This is a genomic window from Micromonospora sp. AKA38 (assembly GCF_027925725.1).
GTDB lineage: Bacteria > Actinomycetota > Actinomycetes > Mycobacteriales > Micromonosporaceae > Micromonospora.
Genome location: NZ_BNEI01000002.1, coordinates 1 through 19,135, shown reverse-complemented (window position 1 = coordinate 19,135; position 19,135 = coordinate 1). Strand labels below are relative to the sequence as shown.

Sequence of the window (19,135 nt, the reverse complement as noted above, 5' to 3'; positions counted from 1 at the left end):
CGGCCGAGCTGCTCGCCAAGGCCGGTGTGGGCGCCACGTTCCGGCGGCTGCTGCGGGACCTGTCGGTGGTCCTGCTGGTGCTCGCCGCCGTGCGTCCGGGCGTCACCGGCACGGTTGGGGTGCTGCTGCTGCCCGCCGCCAGCTCGCGTCCGGGCCGCGGCCACCGCGCGGGCCCGCCGCGAGCGGTATCCCGGCACGTTCCTGCCCGACCTGGCCCGCTACGCGGTGACCGGCCGACGGGCCACCACCAACAACCACGCCGCTTCCGGTGCGTACCCGGGCGGCGGCGCTGGCCCGCCTCGTCGCCGGCGCGTTCGGGCGGCGGCGGGTGGTGCTGCTCGTCGAACCGGCGGCCGCCGACGGCGCGGTGGTCGCGGCCGGGGCCACCTGGCTCGGGCAGCACGGCGGTCCGGCCGTCTGGCTGGTGGGGGCCGGCGCGGCCGGGCCGGAAGGGTTGCCGGCGTTCCGGCTCGCGCCACCGCGCGCCCTGCTCCCCGGCGGCCCGGCGGTGGGGAAGCCACATCCGGGCAGCGACGTCGAGAAACGGCTGGAGGCGGCACTCGCGGCCGAGAGCTGGGCGGCCGGACGACGGTGGAACCAGAGCTTTCAGTCGCACGGCTTGGCCACGCCGGTGCGACTCGATCTACTGTGGCCGGACGAACGGTGCGTGGTGGAGATCGACGGGCCGGAGCACTGCCGTCCGGTCCACTACGAGGCGGACCGGCAGCGCGACGTCCAGCTCCAACTGGACGGCTACACGGTCCTGCGCTTCACGAACGCCCGGGTGATCCACGACGTCGGCGCCGTGGTCCAGCAGATCGGCACGTATCTGCGGGCCCGTCGCCGGGACATGGCGGAAGGACGGCAGCATGGCCGGCGATGAGCTGACCGCATCCGAGAGCGCGATCCTCGTCGTGCTCATGGCCGAGGCGCGGGAGGTGTTGAACACCGAACTCCGCGACCGTTACCAGCTTGACGTACGTAAGCCGCAGCGGGACAAGCTCACCCGTCTGCAGTACGTCGCCAGCCGCCGGAGCGGGTCGACGTACGCCCTCCAGCTCGACGACAAGGGCTGGGTACGCATGCAGACCGACCTCGACTTCACGCTGCGCGGCGCGTCCGCGCTCGGTGCCGCGTTGGCCGCCCTCCAGACCAATCTGCGTGAACGCGTCCTGGCGCGCAGCGGCTGCGCCACGCTGGCTGAGCTGTTCGCCCTGACCGACGTGCGCGCTCCGGCATCCGCTCCGGCGGCCGGGCCGACCGGGTCGATGGAGGCGCGCGTGGTCAGCGCCTACCGGGCGCTCGCCGACGAGCCGGGGGCCTGGGTGAGCCTGCGCCGGCTGCGCCCGTTCTTCGCCGACGTGTCGCGGGAGCACCTGGACGAGGCGCTGCGCGGGCTCAGCCGGAGCGACGGCGTGAGCATCGCACCGGAGTCGAACCAGAAGACGCTCACCGAGGCGGACCACGTGGCGGCGCTGCGACTCGGCGGGCAGGAGAACCACCTGCTGGCGATCGGCGTGTGATGGACGAGGCGGAACGGGCCGCGCTGGCAGCGCTGCGGTTCGACTGGGCGCCGGTGCCCGACGACGTGTGGCGCCCGCTGCCCTTCCACGTCGACGGCCTGCACCTCCCGGTCGTCCGGGACGTCCTCGCCGGCGTGGACGAGGCCGCGTCGAACCCGCACGGCAGCCCGCTCGGCCTGGTCGTCCAGGGTCAGCGGGGGTCCGGCAAGACCCACCTGCTGGGCGTGATCCGCGAGCGGGTGCAGGAGCGGGGCGGCTACTTCTTCCTGGTCGGCCTGCTCGACGCCGAAAGCTTCTGGGACGGGGTGCTCGCCGCGATGCTGGACGGCCTGGCCCGGCCGGTGCCCGGTAGCCCGGAGACGCAGCTCAAGCTGCTGCTGCGGCGCCTGTCGGCGCTGGTGGGCGCGCCCCGGACGGCCCGCCGGGCGGTGATGGGCGACACCGAACTCACCCGCGCCGCACTCGACGCGTTCCTGGAGGGGCTTGGCGACTTCGACAGGCACGCGGCCCGTACCTGCCAGGAGACGGCGCGGGCGCTCGCGCTGAGCGCCTCCGAGAACATCTCCCACCGGGACGTCGCGGAGAACTACTTCCTCTCCGGCGAGGAGATGACGCCCGGTGAACGCGCGGCCTGGGGGATGCGTCGGGTGCCGCGCCCGGCCCAGCAGATCGTGCAGGACCTGTCCTGGCTGCTGGCGCTCACCGGCCCGTCCGTGGTGGCGATCGACCAGATCGACACGCTGATCGCCCAGTTGGCGATCCAGAGCGACCCGGCCGTGGTGGGCGCCGCGATGAGCCCGGAGCAGGCGCTGACGCTGGCCCGGATGGCGGACGGCCTGATGTCGCTGCGCCAGACGACGCGGCGCACGCTGACCGTGCTCGCCTGCATCCCGAACTCGTGGACCATCATCCGGTCCACCGCCGCCGACACGGTGGCCGACCGGTTCCGGGAGACGCCGATGCTGCGCCGCATCGACGACGCCGACCTGGGCCGGGCGATCGTCGAGAAGCGGTTCGCGCTGCGCTACCAGGGGGTCGGATTCTCCCCGCCGTACCCCTCGTGGCCGGTGTCCCCGCGCGCCTTCGCCGGGGCCGGATCGTTCACCCCGCGCCAGTTGCTGATCGAGATTGACGGGCACATCCGGGCCTGCCTCGCCGACGACGAGGTCCGGGAGATGACCGGCCTGGGCGAACCGTCCGCCGCGTCGTCCCGGGTGCCCCGGCCCACTCCGGCGACGGCCACCGCCGAGGAGACGGACCGCTACGACGCCCGCTTCGCGGAGCTGCGAGCAGCCGCGGACCTCGTCGCGCCGCGCGATCGGGCGTCGGAGGACGGGACGATGCCGGCACTGCTGACCGCCGGGCTCACCGCCTGGATCCTGGAACGCGGCGACGCCGGGGCGGCGTTCAGCGTCGATCCGCCGCCGAGCACGGACCCGCCGCTGCACGCCCGGCTGCGCCTGACGCTGAACGAGCACACCGAGGACCAGGTGCACTGGTGTTTCCGGGCAATCAGCGACAACCACCACGGCAACGCGGCGCTGGCCCGGCTCCGCAAGGCGAGCGTGGCGTCGGCCCTGGACACCGGGCTGACGAAACGCAAACTGTTCCTGCTGCGCAACCGCGACTGGTCGACCAGCGCGGCCACCCGTAGGACGCTCGACGCGTTCCACGCGGCGGGCGGCCGGACGATCGGCCTGGACGACGAGGACCTGCGGACCCTCTCGGCGCTTCGGGTGATGCTCGCCGAGACCACCATGGACCTGCGAGGCTGGCTGGCGGAGCGGCGTCCGACCCGGAGCCTGGCGTTCCTGCGGCACGCGCTGGCGGACGTCGACGGGTGGACGGCGGCCGGCGGACCGCCACCGGCGCCCGCATCGACCCGGCCCGCGACCCGGCCCACGCCGCCCTCGGCCGCGAGCGGTCCCACGGCGGCGACCGGGTCGGCGTTCGTGGTGGGACACGGGTACGACGACGACGCGCCGGTCCCGCTGGCCCTGGAAGCGCTCCGGAAACACGCCACGATCTTCGCCGGCTCCGGGTCGGGCAAGACCGTGCTCATCCGCCGCATCGTCGAGGAGTGCGCCCTCGCGGGTGTCTCCGCCATCGTGCTCGACCCCAACAACGACCTCGCCCGGCTCGGGGAGGCGTGGCCCGACCCGCCGCCGCAGTGGCGGCCGGGTGACGCGGACCGGGCGGCGGACTACCTGGCCCACACCGACGTGGTGGTCTGGACGCCGCGCCGCAGCTCGGGCCGTCCGCTGAGCTTCCAGCCGCTGCCCGACTTCACCAGCGTGCGCGACGACCCGGACGAGTTCGGCGAAGCCGTCGAGGCGGCTGTCGTGGCGCTCGCGCCACGCGCCATGGTCACCGGACGGGCCACCCGGGCGCACCTGGGGCTGGCGGTGCTGCGCAAGGCCGTCGAGCACTACGGCCGGCGCGGCGGTTCCCGGTTGAAGGGCCTCGTCGACACGCTCGCCGACCTGCCGGACGGGATCATCCACCTGGAGGACGCCGACAAGATCGGTCTCGGCCTCGCCCAGACGCTCACCGCCGCCATGGTGAACGACCCGCTCTTCGGCGGCGAGGGCACACCGATGGACCCCGGTGTGCTGCTCACCCCCGCCGCCGGCAAGCGGTCCCGGGTCTCGGTCGTCAGCCTGGTGGGGCTGCCGTCCGACGACGTCCGCCAGAGTTTCGTCAACCAGCTCCAGATGGCGTTGTTCGCCTGGATCAAGAAGCACCCGGCCGGTGACCGGCCGCTGCTGGGGCTGCTCGTGATGGACGAGGCGCAGACGTTCGCCCCGTCGGGGGCGATGACCGCCTGCACCCAGAGCACGCTGGCGCTGGCCGCCCAGGCCCGCAAGTACGGGCTCGGGTTGATCTTCGCCACGCAGGCGCCGAAGGGGCTGCACAACCGCATCCCCGGCAACGCGGCGACCCAGGTGTACGGCCTGATGAACAGCCCCATCCAGATCGAGGCGGCTCGCGAGATGGCCCGGGCCAAGGGCGGGGACGTGCCGGACATCTCCCGGCTGACGGTGGGCGAGTTCTATCTCGCCGCCGAGGGCGCCGCGCCGCGGAAGATCCGCACGCCGCTGTCGTTGAGCCACCACCCGCGCAGCCCGCTCACGGTCGAAGAGGTGCTGGACCGGGCGCGCGGGACCGGTCGTGGTGGTTGATCGGTAGCCGAGAGTGACGGAAAGCTGCGCGCAAATTGCCCCCATGGGATTGTCATGACCACTTTGCGCAGCGTTCCGATGAGATGACTTTGTGCTGTATGCGCTGCCAGAAGCCTTGATCATCGATCTTCGAGAACATTGTGGACGCGGAGGCGTCTACATCCGCTGCCCGCCACGGATAGTAATTGGCGACCGAAGGGGGCAGGGGAACGATGAACGAAGCGCTGGCGGAACCGCTCACCGGCTATCAGGTGATGGCCGTGGCTGTGGCCGTCGCGGGGGCAGCGGCCGGACTGGTGCGCGCGTGGGTCGCGTACCGGGCACGCATACAGGAGGAACGCGAGGCGACGACACGTACCACAGCCCGGGTCACCTGGTTGATCAGGCTCGCGGAGACCGACCACGACATGGTGCGGATCGTGGAGCGCGACCGCGACGGGCACCGCGAGGTGGAGCTGGGTGGCCGCGGCGTGGCGAAGGCCGAGGCCGTCGAGGAGGCGGCGTGATGGAGTTCGAGGGCACCGCCGTCCTGACGACGGACCAGGCCGACCGCGAGACGGCACGGAAGGCTGAGGCCGCTCGCGTGAAGGCCGCGCACGACCAGGAGTTCGCCGTGTTCGCCGAGGCCTCCTACCACCAGGTCGAGCGGATCCTCAGGTCGGCGTGCCGGGACCGCGAGGTGGTCGAGGACGCGCTCAACGAGGCGTACCTGCACGGGCGGGTCAAGTGGTCCGAGCTGCGGGCCCACGACCGGCCGATCGGCTGGATCGTGGTCACCGCGCGGTTCAAGATCATGAAGGACCGTCAGCGGTGTCAGCGGGAGGCCGCGATGGCCCCGGAGGACCTGCCGCCGGTGCCGCGCTCGAACATCGCCGACGTGTGGGAGGCGCAGGAGACGCTGCGGGGCTGGTTGCACCAGCTCCCGACGCGGCACGCCGAGGTGTTCCAGATGGCGCAGGAGGGATTCTCCAACCAGGAGATCGCCCGCATCCTCGGGCTGACCGAGAACAGCGTCCGCTCCTACAAGGTGGCCGCCCGGCGAGGGCTGCGCGAGTTGGCCGAGGAGGCCGGCTACACCGGCCCGGACGGTCACCGGCGGCAGGGGGAGAGCCGTGGATCTCGATGACATCCTGGCCCTGGCCGAGACCACGCCCAGCCCGCTGGAACTCGCCCGGGCGCGGCGGGTCGCGCGCGCCGCGCAGAGCCAGTACGACGTTTCACTCGCCGAGGGCTACAAGATCCTGGTCGACGCCGACCTCGTCGACCCGTTGACCTGCGACGCAGACGAGGCGGCCCGGGTCGCGCGCGCCGCCCAACTGTCGAAGTTGGGCACCGTCACCTGGACGGCCGGTGGGACCGAGGGCGTCGGGCGGATCTTCTGGTCGGACGAGATGGCGCGGATCTTCGGGCACGCGCCAGGAACGTTCCGGCTCACCCCCGACACGCTTCTCGGCCTCGTGCATCCCGGGGACGCGGGGCGGGTCCGTGCGGCGGTCCGGGCCGTATGGGAGCGGAAGCGTCCCGGCGAGGTCGGCTTCCGGGTGATCCGCCCCGGCGGCAGCATCCGCCACGTGCACTGCCACCTGGAGATCACGACCGACCAGGGCGAGCCGTCCGGAATCGTCGCCACCGGTGAGGACGTCACCACGCTCGAACTCGCCCGGCGCGAACGTCGCCGGCTCGCCGTCCGCAGCCGCATGCTCTGCGCCGACCCGGCCGCGCGGGACGCCCTCACCGGGCTGGCGACCCGCGGCTACGTCATCGACAAGGTCGATCGGGCCCGCCGCACCACCGGTGGCGCCGTCGTCGTCGTGGCGACCGAACCCGCCACCCGGCTGCCGGAGGCACTCACCGACGAGGACCGCGACCAGCTGACCGCGGCGGTCGCCCGTCTCCTGCGTACGGTCGTCGGGAGCGAGCTGACGGGGGGCCTGGTCGGCTCCGGCCTGTGGGGAGTGCTCCTCACGCCGGCGGGGGACGACGCCGAGCGCCTGGCGGCTCGGATCGTCGAGCGGTTCCGGAACCACCTGTTCAGCGTCCGGCAGAAGACGGTGCGACTCAACACCTCGGCGGGCGTGGTGCATTTCGGCGGTGGGATCAGTGCGAGCGGATTCGACCTGCTCGTCGACGGCGAGCACGCGGCCCGCGACGCCCGCCGCAACGCGGCCTCCATCACCGTGCTCGACCAGCCGGTCGCCGACGGCGAGCGGGCGGACCGGTGCCGTTCCCGGGTGCGGCACGCGGTCTCGGCGAACAGATTCGCCCTGTACGCGCAGCCCATCGTCGATCTCCAGCTCAACCAGGTCACCCGCCACGAGATCCTGCTGCGGGTGCGGAGTGACACCGGTGAGCCGGTCGCACCCTGGGCCTTCCTCGACATGGCCGAGCGGGTCGGGGAGATCCTCACGGTGGACAAGTGGGTCGTCGACCACGCCCTGGAGTTGATCGGCCGGGGTGCCCAGACCTCCCACTACCAGGTCAACCTCTCCGGCAGGTCGCTCGCCGACCCGGGGCTGCTCGCCTTCGTGACCGAGGCGATCGACCGGCACGGCGTCAAGCCGGAGTGTCTGACGTTCGAGATCACCGAGACCGCCCTCATCGAGAACCGGAACGAGGCGCTGGCCTTCGCGACGGGGATCAGAGAGGTCGGCTGCCACCTGGCACTTGACGACTTCGGCACCGGCTACAGCACGCTCACCCATCTGAAGCAACTCCCGGTGGACCTCGTCAAGATCGACGGGACGTTCATCGTCGACCTCTGCCAGTCGCCGGCAAGTCAGGCCCTGGTGTCCATGCTGGTCAAGCTCTGTGAGGCGCTCGGCATCCGGGTCGCCGCCGAGTACGTCCAGGACGAGCAGACCATCGAGCTGCTGCGGAACCTCGGGGTCGACTTCGCCCAGGGTTACCGGACCGGACGACCCGAGCCGATAACCGTCAGCCGGACGGAGGCGCAGACGGTGGAGCTGGAACTGCGGTTCCCGCCGCAGTACACCGCGCTCGGCTGATCGTCGTCGGGCGCGGTGCGAGCCGCGGTCCGGACGAGTTGACGGATCTCGGTCGGTCCCCGCATCGCCTGACGCGGGGCACCCGGGGACTGGAAGTTTCGGCGACTGTGCCGAGCCAGCTTCTGGGCTCATTGACGTTGACCGATCAACATGTCGCGAGTATGTTGCGGTGAAGTTACCGGTAGTCTTCCGGAAGTTTCGGGGCCGGTGACCCGGACCGCGCACCACCGTCCCGGTGGTGTCCCCGCCAGGTGCGCGGTCCGTGCACACAGCCTTGCGCATCCTCATCCGATATGTAGAGGAGTGTCATGAAACGTCTACTAAGGCGTGGCCCCTACCGCCTGCTGCTGGCCGCCACCGCCGGCTCGCTGGCCCTGGCCGGGGCCGCACTTGTGGTGCCCGGCCCGGCCCAGGCCGCCAGCACGCTGGGCGCCGCCGCCGCGCAGTCGGGCCGCTACTTCGGCACCGCCATCGCGGCGAGCCGGTTGAACGACTCGACGTACAGCACCATCGCGGCGCGTGAGTTCAACATGATCACGGCCGAGAACGAGATGAAGCCGGACGCGACGGAGCCGAACCAGAACCAGTTCAACTTCAACTCCGGTGACCAGATCTACAACTGGGCCACCCAGCGTGGCCTGAAGGTGCGCGGTCACACGCTGGCCTGGCACGCCCAGCAGCCCGGCTGGATGCAGAACATGCAGGGCAGCACGCTGCGCAACGCGATGATCAACCACATCAACGGTGTGATGGCCCACTACAAGGGCAAGCTCGCCGCGTGGGACGTGGTGAACGAGGCGTTCAACGAGGACGGCAGCCGCCGTAACTCCAACCTCCAGGGCACCGGCAACGACTGGATCGAGGTGGCGTTCCGCACCGCGCGGGCGGCCGACCCGTCGGTGAAGCTCTGCTACAACGACTACAACATCGAGAACTGGTCGTACGGCAAGACGCAGGGTGTCTACCGGATGATCCAGGACTTCAAGTCCCGGGGCGTGCCGATCGACTGCGTCGGTCTCCAGACCCACTTCACCGGCGGCAGCTCGCTGCCGAGCAACTTCCAGACCACGCTGTCCAGCTTCGCCGCGCTCGGCGTGGACGTGGCGCTCACCGAGGTCGACGTCACCAACTCGTCGACCTCGCAGTACCAGGGTCTGACCCAGGCGTGCCTGAACGTGCCGCGTTGCATCGGCATCACCGTGTGGGGCGTGCGCGACAGTGACTCGTGGCGCTCCAACGAGAACCCGCTGCTGTTCGACGGCGGCGGCAACAAGAAGGCCGCGTACACCTCGGTCCTGAACGCGCTCAACGCGGACGGCCCCGGGCCGACCACCTCGCCGACCGCGACGCCGACCTCCGGGCCGACCACGCCGCCGCCGTCCGGCGGCGCCAGCCGGATCGTCGGCAGCCAGTCCGGCCGGTGCGTCGACGTGCCCAACTCGTCGCAGACCAACGGCACCCGGGTGCAGCTCTACGACTGCCACGGCCAGACCAACCAGCAGTGGACGTACACCAGCAGCAAGCAACTGACCATCTACGGTGGCAGCCGCTGCCTGGACGCGGCCGGCTCCGGCAACGGCGCGGCGGTCCAGATCTACGCCTGCAACGGGCAGGCCAACCAGCAGTGGAACGTCAACTCCAACGGCACCATCAGCGGCGTGCAGTCCGGCCGCTGCCTCGACGTCTGGGGCACCGCCAACGGCCAGCAGGTCCAGCTCTACGACTGCAACGGCCAGGCCAACCAGCAGTTCCGGCTCGTCGCCAACTGACCGACAGGCGGTGGCTCACCGTGGTGACGGTGGGCCACCGCAGTCGTCGGGCAGGTCGTCGTCCTCGCAGGTGCGGCCGTGCGCCATCAGGTCGCGGAAATCCGCCATCTTGTGCCGCATCACCCGCAGGTCCTCGTCCAGCTCGGCGCGGCGGCGGTGCAGCCGTTCCTCCTGCTCCTGAAGGATCCGCAGCCGCTGCGCGGAGTGCTCCGGGTGCCGGGGCCGAGCGCCACGAAATGGCCCGGCGGGGCGTCCGCGGTCAGCGCCTCGGCCGCGTGCAGGTCGGTGTGGCAGACCCCGCACCAGGTGACGCGGACCGCGAGGTCGTCCGGGCGCAGAGCCCGGCGTTCGAACGTGTACGGCGTCCAGCTTCCGCCGGGCGACGTCAGTGCCATGCCTGTCGTCTGTGCCATGGCGGCGACGCCAGGCGCTGGAGTTCGCTCCAGCGCAAGCCTCCGCTCAGCCGGCGGTCTCCAGCGTCGACCCGATCGTGGCGAAGCCGCCGCCGGTGCGGGCGGTGTCGGCGATGGCGGTGAGCACCTCCAGCACGTGCAGCCCGCGGTTGCCCGTCGCCTGCGCCGGTCTTCCGGTCCGGATGGCCTCGGCCATGTCCACCAGCCCCATCCCCATGAACCCGTCGGACCCCCGCGGGCCGGGGAGCACCTCGACGAAGTCGGTGCCCGGCCCCTTCAGCAGCACCGGGCCACCCCACGAGTTGGCCTGCGCGGCGACGATGGTGCCCTCGGTGCCGTGGATCTCCAGGTGCGGCGTACGCGTCGCCGCGACGTCGAAGCTGGTCACCAGCGTGCCCAGCGCCCCGCCGGCGAACTCCAGCACGGTGTTGATGTGGGTGAGGGTCTCCACCCGGAAGGTCGACCCGGCGCGGGGCCCGGTCAGCACCTCCCGCTGCGCCCGCGCCGTGCCGCCCAGCGCCCCCACCCGGACGACGGGACCCATCAGCGCGGTCAGCACCGTGAGGTAGTACGGCCCGATGTCGAACAGCGGGCCGGCGCCCTCCTGGTAGAGGAACTCGGGCTCCGGGTGGAACCGCTCCGGCCCGGGATTCATCATCGCGGCGGCCACCGAGGTCGGCGTGCCGATCGCGCCCCGGGCGACGAGCGCCGCACAGGTCCGCGCCCCGACGCCCAGGAACGTGTCCGGCGCGGTGCCGACCCGTAACGACCGGGCCCGCGCGGCGTCGAGGACGCGGCGAGCGTCGGTCATGGTGGTGGCCAGCGGCTTCTCCGTGTAGACGTGCTTGCCGTGCGCCAGCGCGCGCAGGCTCACCTCGGCGTGCGCCCGGGGCGGGGTGAGGTTGAGCACCAGGTCGAGACCCGGATCCGCCAGCAGGTCGTCGACCGGGAGCACCGCCGGCACCCGGTGGGCGGCGGCGAGCGCCCGGGCCCGCGCCGGGTCGGCGTCGGCGCAGGCGGCGACCGTGACGGCCGGCTGGCCGGCCAGGTTGGCGAGGTACCGGGAACTGACGTTGCCGCATCCCACCACGCCGACCCGGACCGGTCCCCGTGCGTCGGCCATGTCAGGAGAGCCTGATCTCTCGACCGGTCCGCGCTGACTCGTAGATCCCGTCGAGCATGCGCATCACCTCCGCGCCGTGCGAGACGGGCGCGACCTCCTCGGCCTCGCCGAGGCAGAGCGCGACGAAGTGCGCGATCTCGTTGGCGAACCCCTCGGCGAAGTCGAACGACAGATGGTCGATCTGGGGTGCCACGTTCAGCACAGTGTCCTGCATCTCGGTGGCGATGCGCAGCGCCGGTTCGAGTTCCGCGCCGCCGCGCTCGCCGAAGACCGCCACTTCGAGGCGGTCCTCCAGCGCGTGCAGCGAGTAGCTGGTCTCCAGCATCAACGACGCGCCGTTGTCGAACCGGATCAGCGCGGCGGCGAAGTCCTCCACGTCGCTGCGCGTCGGGTCGTAGTCGGCGACCTTGTAGCGCGACAGCGAGGTGACGTTCGCCCGGTTGCCGAGCGGCGAGTGGGTGACCGCGCTGACGGTGACCGCCCGCGGCGTGCCCATGAAGTACCAGCAGAGGTCCAGGACGTGCACGCCGATGTCGATGAGCGGCCCGCCGCCGGACCGCGCCCGGTCGGCGAACCAGCCACCCGGGTTGCCGAGCCGTCGGATGTTCGTCGCCCGCGCGTGGTAGACGTCGCCCAGCATCCCGGCGTCGACGAACGACCTGAGCACCAGCGCGTTCGCGCCGAACCGCCGGACGAAACCGACCTGGAGATGGCGGTCGTTGCGCGCGACCGCGTCGACGAGCGCCTGCGCCTCCCCGGCGGTACGACTCAACGGCTTCTCCACCAGGACGTGCTTGCCGGCGTCCAGCGCCGCGGTGGCGATCTCCGCGTGGGTGTCGTTCCAGGTGCAGATGCTCACCGCGTCGATCTCCGGATCGGCGAGCAGGCCGTCGAGCGTGGGATGGACGCGGGTCACGCCGAACGTCTCCGCCTTCTGCGCGCTCCGCTCCTGGTTGACGTCGAACACGCCGGCGAGATGGACGTCCGGGTTGGCGGCGTACGCGCCCAGGTGCATGTCCGCGATGCTGCCGACGCCGATCACGCCCACGCCGAGCCGGCTCATGAGGGGGCCCCCGCCTCGGCGAAGAGCCGCTTCGCGTTGGCCAGGCCGATCGGGTTCGCCATCAGGCACTCCTCGATGCCCTCGAACTCGATGGAGACGAAACCGTCATAGCCGGCGTCGAGGATCCCCCGCACGATCCGGCGCATGTCCAGGTCGCCGTAGCCGACGATGGAGCCGAGCAGGTACGTGCCGCCGGGGGTGTGGTGCCAGCCGTCGCCGGGGAACTGCGAGCGGACGTAGAAGTCCTTCAGGTGCACGATGCTGGCGTACGGCGCGTTGCCGGCGACCGCCACCACCGGGTTGTCGTCCACCGACATGAAGTTGCCGACGTCGAGCGTGGTCTTGAAGTTCGGCTCGTCGACCAGGTGGATGAGCCGTCGGACCCGCTCGCCGCCGTTCATCAGCAGCCCGTGGTTCTCCACGCTGGTGGTGATGCCGTACTGCGCGGCGTAGCGGGCGATCTCCTGGCACGCCTCGACCATGCGGGGCAGCAGCGCCTCGAACTCGGCGACGTCCCTGGCCCGGTGCGCCCACTTGGCGACGTCGTGGCGGAAGAGCGTGATGCCCAGCTCGGCGGCCACGTCGAGGTGCCGCTTGACCCGCTGCATGTGCCGGTCGGCGTCGGCGCCGAGCAGGTCGGCCGGGACGACCAGGTTGGACAGCGTGACGCCCTGGTCGGCGGCGCGGGTCTTGATCTCGCGTACGAGATCGGGGTCCTGGTCGAGGGTGGAGGTGTCGTTGGAGATCTCCGGGGAGAGCGACACGGTCGCGATCTCCATGTGGGTGGCGTCGCTGGCCGCGATCCAGTCGATGACCTCGAAGAGGCTCATCCGGCCGGTACGCAGGTGCTGGTAGAAGGAGTAGGAGCTGAAGCCGAATTGCACGATGTTTCCTTTTCCTAGAGGGCGGCGTACCGGCGGCGTCGTTCGGCCTGGCGGACCGGGTCGGGAATGGGGGACGCCATGAGGAGCCGGTTGGTGTAGGGATGCTCCGGCCGGGACGTGACCACGTCGCCGTCGCCGGTCTCGACGATCCGGCCCTTGAGCATCACCGCGACCCGGTGGCAGACGTAGCGGACCACCGACAGGTCGTGGGAGATGAAGAGATACGCGACGCCGGTCTTCTCCTGCACGTCGATGAGCAGGTCGAGGATGCGGGCCTGGGTGGACAGGTCGAGCGCGCTCACCGGCTCGTCGCAGACGATGAGCCGGGGTTTCAGCGCCAGGGCGCGCGCGATGGCGATGCGTTGCCGCTGCCCGCCGGAGAACTCGCGCGGATACCGGCGGCCGGCGTCCGCCTCCAGGCCGATCTGGCGCAGCAGCTCACCGATCCGCGCGGTGGCCTCGGCCCGGGCCACGCCCTGGGCCCGCAACGGCTCGGCGAGGATGGTCTCCACGGTCATGGCCGGGTTGAGCGACGAGTACGGATCCTGGAAGACGACCTGGATGTCGCGGCTCAACGCGCGGCGGGCGCGCCGGTTCGCGCGGGTGATGTCGACGCCGTCGAACGTGACCGTGCCGCCGGTGATCGGGGCGAGGCCCAGCACGGCACGGCCCAGCGTGGTCTTCCCGGAGCCGGACTCGCCGACCAGACCGACCGTCTCGCCCGCGCCGACCCGCATCGAGACGGCGTGCAGCGCGTGGAACGACGGGCGACGCCAGCCGGCGCCGCGGTAGACGACGTCGACGTCGCGGATGTCGAGCAGGGGCGTGCCGGTGTCGTCGGGGGCGCTCACGACCCCACCTCCTGGAGGTCGCCGCGCTCCCGCCGGGGCGGCGCGTCTTCGAGGGTCGCGTTCAGGAGCATGCGGGTGTACTCGTGTCGCGGGTTCGCGAAGAGGCCGGCGACCGGCTGCTGCTCGACGATGAGGCCGTCGCGCATGACCGCCACCCGGTCGCAGATGTCGGCGACCACACCCAGGTTGTGGGTGACCAGGACGAGCCCCATGTCGCGCTCGCGTTGCAGGCCGCGGAGGAGTTCGAGGACCTCGGCCTGGACCGTGACGTCGAGCGCGGTGGTCGGTTCGTCGGCGATGAGCAGCTCCGGGTCGCAGGAGACGGCACCGGCGATGAGCACACGCTGGGCCATGCCGCCGCTGAGCTGATGGGGATGGGCGGCGAGGGTACGCGGGGGGTCGGGGATGCCGACGCGGTCCAGCAGGTCGAGCGCCCGCGCGGTCGCGGCCTTCCGGGACAGGCCGAGCCGGTGCCGCATCGGTTTCGTGAGCTGGGCGCCGATCGTGAAGGACGGGTCGAGGTTCGACATCGGCTCCTGCGGCACGTACGCCATCCGGGTGCCGCGCAGCTTGCGCAGCTCGCTCTCGCGCAATCCCACGAGCGACTGCCCGTCCAGCGCGAGCTGCCGGGCGGAGACGGTGGCGTCGGGTGGCAGGAGCCCGAGGATCGCGAACGACGTCTGGGACTTCCCGGAGCCGGACTCCCCGACCAGGCCGAGGACCTCGCCGCGCGCGACGTGCAGCGACACGCCGCGTACCACCTCCTTAATGGTGCCGTCCTCCGCCACGTACCGGACCGCCAGGTCCTCGACGCGCAGGAGGGTGTCGGCGGGCGGCGCGTCGCCGAACGCGGCCCGGTCGGCCGGCGTCTCGCCGGTCTCGATCCGGTCGACCGGGGTGTCGCCGGTGCGGGCGGGGCGGGCCGCGCGCTTGGCCTTGCGCCGCAGGCTGATCCCGAGCGAGTCGGCGAGCGCGGTGCCGAAGAGCACCAGCGCCATGACCGTGAGGCCGATCGCCACGCCGGGCGCGATCACCAGCTCGGGGGCGCGGTGGAAGTTCTGGAACGCGTTGCTCAGCTCGCCGCCCCAGCTCGGGCGCTGCGGGTCACCGAAGCCGAGGAACTCCAGCCCGGACTGCACGATGATCGCCATGCCGAAGATGAACGAGGACCGCACGAGCACCGGCCCCAGCACGACGGAGAGCACGTGCCGGAAGATGATCCGGACGTCGGACAGCCCGGCGACGCGGGCGGCGTCGAAGTACAGCTCCTCGCGTACGCCGATCACGGCGCTCCGGGTCAGCCGGAAGATGTCCGGCGAGGCGAGCACCCCGAGCGTGATCATCGTGGGGGCGAGGCCGCTGCCGAGCGAGGCGATCACCACGATGATGATCAGGATCTCGGGCAGGGACATCAGCATGTTGAAGATCCAGCTAGACACCCCGTCGAACCACTTCGCGCGGTAGCCGGCGAGCAGGCCGGCGGGAATCCCGCACAGCAGCGCGACGGTCACCATGATCGCGCCGGCCTGGAGGCTCACCCGGCCGCCCCACAGCAGCCGACTGAGGATGTCCCGGCCGTTCCCGTCGGTGCCCAGCGGGTGGTCGCCGCTCGGCGGCCGGAGCGCCTCGGAGAGCACCACCAGGTTGGGGTCCTGCGGGGCGAGGAGCGGGGCGAGGACGCTCGCGGCGACGATGGCGAGCAGCACGGCGCCGGCCACCACGCCCATCGGGTTGCCGAGGAAGGCGCGGAGCCTTCTGGAGGTGCGGCCCGCACGGACCGTCGTGTCGGCGCTCATGCGTTGCGTACCTTCGGATTCAAAGCGGCGTAGAGGATGTCGACCGTCAGGTTGACGAGCACGACGACGAGCACGGTGAAGAGCAGGACGCCCATGATGACGGGGATGTCGCTGTTGCCCGAGGCGTTGATGGCGACCGCGCCGATGCCCTGGAGGCCGAACACCCGCTCGATGATGGCGGCGCCGCTCATCGCGGCGATGAACTGCAACGAGAGCATGGTCAACGCCGGCGGCGACGCGTTGCGCAGCACGTGCACCAGCAGGATGTGGCGTTGCGACAGGCCCCGGCTGCGGAGCGTCCGGACGTACGCCTGGCCGTTGACGGTGATCACGGAGTTGCGCAGTTGCTGGGCGATGGCGGCGATCGACCCGATCGACAGCGCGATGATCGGCAGGGTGATGGACCAGAGCCAGCCGCTGGGTGAGTCGCCCAGGTGGACGTAGCCGGTGGCGGGGAACCAGCCCAGCCGTACGGCGAAGACCAGCGCCAGGATGATCGCCACCCAGAAGTTCGGCAGGCTGAAGCCGAGCACCATGACCACCTGGAGCGCGCGGTCGAACGTCCCGGGCCGGGTCGCCGCGAGCAGCCCGAGGACGACGCCCAGGACGGCGGCCACCAGGACGGCGCCGAGCGCGAGGGACACGGTGACCGGCAGGCGCGAGACGATGAGGTCCATGACGTCGGCGTTCTGCGCGGACGAGACACCCAGATCGCCCCGCGCGACGTGTCCCAGCCAGTCCAGGTACTGCTGGACGACCGGCCGGTCGAGGCCGAGCTGCGCGCGCTTGACCGCGACCTGTTCCTCCGTGGCGTAGAGGCCGAGCGCGCCCCGGGCGGGGTCGGAGCCGGTGAGCATGAGGAAGAAGAACATCCCCGTCACCACCGTGAACGCCAACAGCAGGCCCGTGGCCAGTCGCCGGCCGATGAAGCCCAACATGCCTGCTACCTCCTAGCTGACCTGGGGTGGTCCGCCGGGTGGGCCGGTGGTGACCGGCCCACCCGGGGATCGACGGGCGGGTTACTTGGCCGGGGCGAAGAAGCGCAGGCTCGGCATGAGCTGTGCCTGCTGCATGGTCACGTCGATGTCCGGCTTGAACAGGTAGACGTTCTCCTGCGTGACGATCGGGGCGAACCAGGCCTGCTCCACCAGGTGGGTGTTCAGCTCCTTGTAGAGCGCCGCCTGCTTGTCGCCCTGCGCCGCGGGGATCTCCTTGAGCAGCCGGGTGACGGTGTCGTCGGTGTACTTGAAGTTGTTCCACAGCGACGTCGGGGTGAGCTTGTTCAGCACGTCCGTCCAGGCCGGGATGTTGGTGGAGAAGGAGAGCATGAACGCCGGCTGGCCCTTCAGGGTCTCCAGGCCGCCGTTGGCGAAGCCGTTGACCGGCACCTGCTCCACCGTGATGCCCACGTCGGACAGGTACTGCGCGACGATCGGCACCAGCGGGGACATGAAGCCCTCACTGAACGAGATCTTGATTTTGAAGCCGTTGCCGTAGCCCGCCGCCGCCAGCAGTTCCTTCGCCTTCGCCGGGTCGTACGGGTAGCGCTCGTTCAGCTCCGGCACCCACGCCTCGCTGGCCGGGTTGAACGTCTGCGTGGAGACCTGGCCGAACCCGCCGTAGTGGGTCTCCAGGATGGCCTTGCGGTCGAGCGCGTGGTTGATCGCCTGCCGCACCCGCACGTCGCCGAGCGCCGCCGACGCCTTGCCGGCCCGGTCCTGGAGGATGATGCCCTGCCACTCGCCGGGCACCGTCTTGACGGTGAGCCCGTCGGTCTTCGCCTTCGGCACCATGTCGGAGGTCCCGTACATGAACTGGATCTGACCGGTCGCGAGCGCGTTGTAGCGGGCGGTGAACTCCTCGTACGGACGGATCACCACGGTCTCGAACGGGAACGCCTCGCGGTTCCAGTAGCCCTCACGCGCGGTGAACTTGTAGCTGACGCCCTTCTCGGACGCGCCGGCGTCGAGCAGGTAGGGCCCGGAGCCGACCGGGGTGGTGGCGATGCCGCCCGCAGCGAGCGCCTTGGGGCTCACCATGTATCCCAGGTACGTCGCCAGGCCGGCGAGCAGGCCGGGGCTGGGCTCGCTGAGGTGCAGACGGACCGTCTTCGGGTCCACGACCTCGACCCGTTCGATCGCCCGGGCCGCCTCGGACGCGCTGCCGGCGCCCTTCTTCCGCGCCTCGATGTTGACCTTCACCGCCTCGCCGTCGAGTGCGGTGTCGTCGCTGAACGTGACGCCGTCGCGCAGCTTCAGCGTGAGTTCGGTGAGGTCGTCGTTGTACGCGTACTCGGAGGCGAGGTTGCCTTCGATCTTCGAGTCGGCGGTCTTGCGGAGCAGCGGGTCGTAGACGGCCTCCGCGTAGTGGATGACCGCGCCCTCCTTCATCTCCGCCGGGTCCCAGGTCAGGACGTCGCCGTTGTTGCCGAGGACGAGTTGGGCGGAGCCGGCCTCACTGGCCTGCCCGCCACCGCTACAACCGGCGAGGGCGAGAGCGACTGCGGCAAGCGCTGCCGTCAGCGTGCGGGGTAGTTGCACCATGTTCCCTTCTGTTGCTGCAAAGCCAGCGCCGGTCGGCGTCGGGTCAAGCGATTCCGAGCTGTTGGCTCATGACCATGGCGGTCGCGCCGCGCAGGACGATGTCGTCGCCCAGCTCGGAGAGCCGGAGGACGATGTCGCCGTGGACCTCGGTCAGGGCGCGCCGGCGGATGGTCTCCATCGCGGCCGTGGCCAGCGGCCCCTCCAGCACCCGGTGCGGTCCGCTGAGGACGATCTCGGAGATGTTGAGCGCGGCCACGATCGGTGCCAGCACGGAGCCGAGCGCCTCGCCCGCGACGGTCAGCACCCGGGCGCGCTCCGCGTCGGTGCGGGCCCCGGACAGGTCCTCCTGGATGCGCCGGGTCGACAGCCAGGTCTCCAGGCAGCCGGTCTTGCCGCACACGCAGGGTCGCTCGCTGCCGGCGTCCACGACCACGTGGCCGATCTCGCCGGCCGCGAACCGACTGCCCAGGATCGGGGTGCCACCGAGCAGCAGACCCGCCCCCACGCCGACGCCGACCCGGACGAGGAGCGTGTCCGCGGCGCTCTCGCCGTAGCTGCGTTCGGCGAGCGCGGTGGCGTTGGCGTCGTTGGACACGACCACCGGGCAGGCGAAACGCTCGCTGAGCAGCGCCTGGAGGTGGATGTCCTGCCAGCCCAGGTTGGGTGCGCTGAGGACGACGCCGCCGAGGTCCACGATGCCCGGCGTGCCGATGCCGATGCCGAGGAGCGGCGCGGTCACCTGCCGGTGTAGCGCCTCGACGAGACCGGTCACCTTCGCCAGGGCGTCGGCGCCGGTGCTGCCCTCGATCTCGACCTGCTGGCGGGCCACCACGGTGCCGCCGAGGTCAAGGACGGCCCCCGGTAGAGCGTCGAGTGGCTCAGGTCCAGGGCGACGGTCTGGTAGGCGCGCTCGTTGAATTCGAGCATCATGGCCGGCTTGCCCGGCCGGGTCCCGGCCCGCGTGCCGACCTCGACCACGAGGT

The 19,135-nt window shown here is 71.3% G+C and carries 16 protein-coding genes; 7 read left to right on the top strand and 9 right to left on the bottom strand.

Features of this window, described 5'->3' with window-relative positions; translation table 11 throughout:
• The first annotated feature begins 268 nt into the window (after positions 1–268).
• From TPA0908_RS03745 to TPA0908_RS03715, 7 genes are all read left to right on the top strand, one after another.
• A complete protein-coding gene (locus TPA0908_RS03745) occupies positions 269–883 on the top strand; it encodes an endonuclease domain-containing protein (RefSeq protein ID WP_281934683.1) in 615 nt (204 codons plus the stop codon).
• Entirely contained in the window at positions 870–1,523 is a 654-nt protein-coding gene (locus TPA0908_RS03740; protein WP_281933471.1) for a hypothetical protein, read from the top strand. The genes TPA0908_RS03745 and TPA0908_RS03740 overlap by 14 nt, the downstream gene beginning before the upstream one ends.
• Positions 1,523–4,705: a helicase HerA domain-containing protein gene (locus TPA0908_RS03735; RefSeq protein WP_281933469.1), complete on the top strand. Its 3,183-nt coding sequence runs from the start codon at positions 1,523–1,525 to the stop codon at positions 4,703–4,705. Before TPA0908_RS03740 ends, TPA0908_RS03735 begins: the two co-directional genes overlap by 1 nt.
• Positions 4,706–4,917: 212 nt before the next feature.
• Complete coding sequence (locus TPA0908_RS03730; protein WP_281933467.1) at positions 4,918–5,211, top strand: hypothetical protein; 294 nt, start codon at positions 4,918–4,920, stop codon at positions 5,209–5,211.
• Positions 5,211–5,831, top strand: coding sequence for an RNA polymerase sigma factor (locus TPA0908_RS03725; RefSeq protein WP_281934604.1), 621 nt, complete (start codon positions 5,211–5,213; stop codon positions 5,829–5,831). The genes TPA0908_RS03730 and TPA0908_RS03725 overlap by 1 nt, the downstream gene beginning before the upstream one ends.
• On the top strand, positions 5,818–7,710 hold the full coding sequence (locus tag TPA0908_RS03720) for an EAL domain-containing protein (protein ID WP_281933465.1): 1,893 nt from the start codon (positions 5,818–5,820) through the stop codon (positions 7,708–7,710). The genes TPA0908_RS03725 and TPA0908_RS03720 overlap by 14 nt, the downstream gene beginning before the upstream one ends.
• Before the next feature lie 308 nt (positions 7,711–8,018).
• Positions 8,019–9,479, top strand: a complete 1,461-nt coding sequence (locus tag TPA0908_RS03715) for an endo-1,4-beta-xylanase (protein ID WP_281934682.1) — start codon at positions 8,019–8,021, stop codon at positions 9,477–9,479.
• A 119-nt stretch (positions 9,480–9,598) separates the two neighbouring features.
• Here TPA0908_RS03715 and TPA0908_RS03710 read toward each other — a convergent pair whose 3' ends face one another.
• The 9 genes from TPA0908_RS03710 to TPA0908_RS03670 form a co-directional block, all read right to left on the bottom strand.
• A complete protein-coding gene (locus TPA0908_RS03710; RefSeq protein WP_281933464.1) occupies positions 9,599–9,892 on the bottom strand; it encodes an alcohol dehydrogenase catalytic domain-containing protein in 294 nt (97 codons plus the stop codon).
• Positions 9,893–9,938: 46 nt separating this feature from the next.
• Positions 9,939–11,015 (bottom strand): Gfo/Idh/MocA family protein, encoded by a 1,077-nt coding sequence (locus tag TPA0908_RS03705; protein ID WP_281933463.1) that lies wholly within the window; start codon positions 11,013–11,015, stop codon positions 9,939–9,941.
• A gap of 1 nt (position 11,016) precedes the next feature.
• Positions 11,017–12,078, bottom strand: coding sequence for a Gfo/Idh/MocA family protein (locus TPA0908_RS03700; RefSeq protein WP_281933462.1), 1,062 nt, complete (start codon positions 12,076–12,078; stop codon positions 11,017–11,019).
• Positions 12,075–12,962, bottom strand: coding sequence for a sugar phosphate isomerase/epimerase family protein (locus TPA0908_RS03695; protein ID WP_281933460.1), 888 nt, complete (start codon positions 12,960–12,962; stop codon positions 12,075–12,077). The genes TPA0908_RS03700 and TPA0908_RS03695 overlap by 4 nt, the downstream gene beginning before the upstream one ends.
• Before the next feature lie 14 nt (positions 12,963–12,976).
• Complete coding sequence (locus tag TPA0908_RS03690) at positions 12,977–13,813, bottom strand: ATP-binding cassette domain-containing protein (protein WP_281933458.1); 837 nt, start codon at positions 13,811–13,813, stop codon at positions 12,977–12,979.
• Positions 13,810–15,609 (bottom strand): dipeptide/oligopeptide/nickel ABC transporter permease/ATP-binding protein, encoded by a 1,800-nt coding sequence (locus TPA0908_RS03685; protein WP_281933457.1) that lies wholly within the window; start codon positions 15,607–15,609, stop codon positions 13,810–13,812. Before TPA0908_RS03685 ends, TPA0908_RS03690 begins: the two co-directional genes overlap by 4 nt.
• Positions 15,606–16,547, bottom strand: a complete 942-nt coding sequence (locus TPA0908_RS03680) for an ABC transporter permease (protein ID WP_107157937.1) — start codon at positions 16,545–16,547, stop codon at positions 15,606–15,608. The genes TPA0908_RS03685 and TPA0908_RS03680 overlap by 4 nt, the downstream gene beginning before the upstream one ends.
• Before the next feature lie 81 nt (positions 16,548–16,628).
• Positions 16,629–18,152: an ABC transporter substrate-binding protein gene (locus TPA0908_RS03675; protein WP_281933455.1), complete on the bottom strand. Its 1,524-nt coding sequence runs from the start codon at positions 18,150–18,152 to the stop codon at positions 16,629–16,631.
• A gap of 43 nt (positions 18,153–18,195) precedes the next feature.
• Positions 18,196–19,071: an ROK family protein gene (locus tag TPA0908_RS03670; protein ID WP_281934601.1), complete on the bottom strand. Its 876-nt coding sequence runs from the start codon at positions 19,069–19,071 to the stop codon at positions 18,196–18,198.
• Between the last annotated feature and the right edge of the window lie 64 nt (positions 19,072–19,135).

Coding starts and splice junctions, on each gene's coding strand:
- TPA0908_RS03685 (WP_281933457.1), bottom strand. CDS start 15,609: ATGAGCGCCGACACGACGGTCCGTGCGGGCCGCACCTCCAGAAGGCTC.
- TPA0908_RS03710 (WP_281933464.1), bottom strand. CDS start 9,892: ATGGCACAGACGACAGGCATGGCACTGACGTCGCCCGGCGGAAGCTGG.
- TPA0908_RS03700 (WP_281933462.1), bottom strand. CDS start 12,078: ATGAGCCGGCTCGGCGTGGGCGTGATCGGCGTCGGCAGCATCGCGGAC.
- TPA0908_RS03680 (WP_107157937.1), bottom strand. CDS start 16,547: ATGTTGGGCTTCATCGGCCGGCGACTGGCCACGGGCCTGCTGTTGGCG.
- TPA0908_RS03675 (WP_281933455.1), bottom strand. CDS start 18,152: ATGGTGCAACTACCCCGCACGCTGACGGCAGCGCTTGCCGCAGTCGCT.
- TPA0908_RS03735 (WP_281933469.1), top strand. CDS start 1,523: ATGGACGAGGCGGAACGGGCCGCGCTGGCAGCGCTGCGGTTCGACTGG.
- TPA0908_RS03740 (WP_281933471.1), top strand. CDS start 870: ATGGCCGGCGATGAGCTGACCGCATCCGAGAGCGCGATCCTCGTCGTG.
- TPA0908_RS03725 (WP_281934604.1), top strand. CDS start 5,211: ATGGAGTTCGAGGGCACCGCCGTCCTGACGACGGACCAGGCCGACCGC.
- TPA0908_RS03730 (WP_281933467.1), top strand. CDS start 4,918: ATGAACGAAGCGCTGGCGGAACCGCTCACCGGCTATCAGGTGATGGCC.
- TPA0908_RS03705 (WP_281933463.1), bottom strand. CDS start 11,015: ATGGCCGACGCACGGGGACCGGTCCGGGTCGGCGTGGTGGGATGCGGC.
- TPA0908_RS03715 (WP_281934682.1), top strand. CDS start 8,019: ATGAAACGTCTACTAAGGCGTGGCCCCTACCGCCTGCTGCTGGCCGCC.